Annotated in this window: 1 protein-coding gene and 2 pseudogenes; 1 reads left to right on the plus strand and 2 read right to left on the minus strand. The window is 38.4% G+C overall.

Translation table 11 applies throughout. The annotated features are described in order from the left end of the window. Positions 1-88: 88 nt before the first annotated feature. Positions 89-2203: an ATP-dependent protease ClpL gene (gene clpL, locus LRA01S_RS10305; protein WP_061775525.1), complete on the plus strand. Its 2115-nt coding sequence runs from the start codon at positions 89-91 to the stop codon at positions 2201-2203. Positions 2204-2333: 130 nt separating this feature from the next. On the opposite strand, the pseudogene LRA01S_RS10310 reads toward clpL, so the two are convergent. Together LRA01S_RS10310 and LRA01S_RS10865 are read right to left on the minus strand one after the other, a co-directional pair. Continuing rightward, positions 2334-2696: pseudogene (locus LRA01S_RS10310) on the minus strand (transposase); the annotation flags it as partial. Beyond that, positions 2689-2941 (minus strand): annotated as a pseudogene (locus LRA01S_RS10865) (integrase core domain-containing protein); the annotation flags it as partial. The pseudogenes LRA01S_RS10310 and LRA01S_RS10865, both read right to left, overlap by 8 nt. Positions 2942-2960 lie beyond the last annotated feature (19 nt).

Here is a 2960-nt window from a genome sequence, read left to right on the forward strand (position 1 = left end):
TAAAAATTGTGATACAATTCAGTTATAGTTTTAAAGGATATTATGGTCACTAAGTTACACATATAAATTTTTATGGAGGTGTGGTAATATGGCAAATTTCAACGGAAATGATCCTTTTTTCAACAATGATATGGATGATGTTTTCAATCAATTATTTCGGCGCATGGATAATCAAAATTCGGAGCGTGCGCGGTATTTAGTTAATGGACAATCGTTAACACCGGATGAGTTTGCTCAATACCGAGCAACTGGCAAGCTACCCCAAAATAATAAAACAATAGAAGTATCTAAAGATGGTAAACAGGCTGTTAAAAAAGGAGGGATTTTAGAAAAGTTAGGGACTAATTTGACGGAACAGGCTCGTGATGGATTACTAGATCCAGTGATTGGACGTGAGAATGAGATTCAAGAAACTGCAGAAATTTTGAGTCGTAGAACGAAAAATAATGCAATCTTAGTTGGTGATGCCGGTGTAGGTAAAACTGCAGTCGTCGAAGGTCTGGCACAAGCAATTGTGGCTGGTAAAGTTCCAGAAACGATTCAAGATAAAGAAATCTATTCGATTGATTTATCGTCTTTGGAAGCGGGAACTCAATATCGCGGTTCTTTTGAAGAAAATATTAAACAGCTGGTAGAGGAAGTCAAAGCAGCTGGTAATATTATTCTATTCTTCGATGAAATTCATCAGATTCTCGGCACGGGTGCCACTGGTGGTGAAGATGGTGGCAAAGGATTGGCTGATATCATTAAACCTGCTTTGTCACGTGGCGAGCTGAGTGTAATCGGGGCTACGACTCAAGATGAATATCGCAATACTATTTTGAAAAATGCGGCTTTGGCACGGCGATTCAATGATGTTGTGATTAATGAACCGACGGCCGCTGACACTTTACGTATATTACAAGGTATTAAAGAGCTGTACGAAAAACATCATCATGTTGTATTACCAGATGATGTTTTGAAGGCGGCTGTGGATTATTCAATCCAATATATACCACAACGCACTTTGCCAGATAAAGCTATCGATTTGATCGACATGACTGCGGCTCATTTAGCGGCTAAAAATTCGCAAACTGATGTTGAGACATTGGATCAACGCCTTAAAAAATTAGAGGCAGCTAAGGAGGCCGCCATTAAAGCGGAGGACTTTACAAAAGCTGCTGATATCAAGAAGTCGATCGAGGAAACCAAGCAAAAAATTAAAGAAACGGATCAAAAAGAAAAAATCACTGCCACGATTGATGATGTGGCACAATCGGTTGAACGTTTAACTGGTATACCAGTTTCTGATATGGGCGCTAATGATATTGAGCGCTTGAAAAATCTTGATAAGCGTCTGAAAAGTATGGTAATCGGTCAAGATGAAGCGGTTGAAATGGTAGCAAAAGCAATTCGGCGTAACCGTGCGGGCTTTTCAGAGGGTGATCAACCGATTGGAAGTTTTCTGTTTGTGGGCCCAACTGGCGTAGGAAAGACTGAATTAGCTAAGCAATTAGCCTTAGATATGTTTGGAAATGAAAATGCGATTATTCGGCTAGATATGAGTGAATATGCTGATCGTATAGCTGTGTCGAAATTAATTGGTACCTCGGCTGGATACGTAGGCTATGAAGATAATGCTAATACTCTAACTGAACGGGTTCGGCGTAATCCATATTCCATTGTATTATTAGATGAAATTGAAAAGGCTGATCCACAAGTGTTAACGTTACTGTTACAAGTGATGGATGATGGGCGCTTAACGGATGGACAAGGCAATGTCATTAATTTCAAAAATACGATTATTATTGCTACTTCTAATGCTGGCTTTGGTAATGAAGCATTAAGTGGTGACAAGCAACGAGATCAGTCATTAATGGATAAGTTAGCACCATTTTTCCGCCCAGAATTTCTGAACCGTTTTAATGGAATCGTGGAATTTTCACATCTGACTAAGCAAGACTTAAGTCAAATTGTCGATTTGATGTTGGCGGATGTACAAAAAACTTTAGCCAAAAAATCCATCAAACTTGAGGTAACTAAAGCGGCTAAAGATTGGCTGATGGAACAAGGCTATGATGAAGCAATGGGTGCGCGGCCATTACGGCGAGTAATTGAACAACAAATTCGTGATAAGGTAACGGATTTCTACCTTGACCACTTAGATGTCAAAAACTTGAAGGCTGATTTAGTGGATGCTGAGATTGTGATATCGGCAGCTTAGCTTAAATCAGTGTTCATAAATAACTTTATATAAGAGGAGATTTATATTGGGGCTCTTTGTCAAATGATGTTGGTAAAGAGAAATCTTAGAATAATTGGAGATCAAGTGGATCAGTTCCTCTTGATCTTTTTTAGTTGAAAATCAATGCGTTGCCATGACGAATCATGATGCGCAATTTGAAATTATAAAAGCTACGAAAGCCATATGCATTTCGTTTTAACACTTTGATATGGTTGTTCAGACATTCAAGTGGGCCATTTGAATAACTTTGTTGTAAAGCATTTTTGATTTGTGGCAGAAATTTCTGGAACGTTCTCAAGATCGTCTGATAGCCTTCGGGAAGCATGATATTATTGGTAAGTAGTTCTTCAAACGATACGTAGTCTCGTTCCTTTACAGCGTAAAGAAAGTCTTGATATAACTGATAGCCTACACGCAAAGCAGGGCTCCCTTTCAGTAAGCGATCGACAATTTCGGTCTCTGTTAAATGAGCTATATTTTCTTAAAATAATTTTCTTCTTTCTGATTTGGAGTTAAACCATTGTTGGCGGAATGAGGATTATAATTGTCATAAAATTGTTCGATGTATTCAAAGCAAGAGAGTTGAACTTCTTGAATGGAGTGATAAGTTCTACGATTAATTTCTCGTTGTTTAAGATACTTGAAAAAGACCTCAGTGACGGCATTATCATAAGGATATCCAGGCTTGGAGTAAGAAGCAAGCAATTGATGCTCATTCTAAAGGAAGCTGATTTAA

It is taken from the genome of Pseudolactococcus raffinolactis NBRC 100932 (genome assembly GCF_001591765.1).
Lineage (GTDB): Bacteria > Bacillota > Bacilli > Lactobacillales > Streptococcaceae > Pseudolactococcus > Pseudolactococcus raffinolactis.

Excerpts from the sequence above, each read along its gene's own strand:
- clpL (WP_061775525.1), top strand. The coding sequence starts at position 89 with ATGGCAAATTTCAACGGAAATGATCCTTTTTTCAACAATGATATGGAT.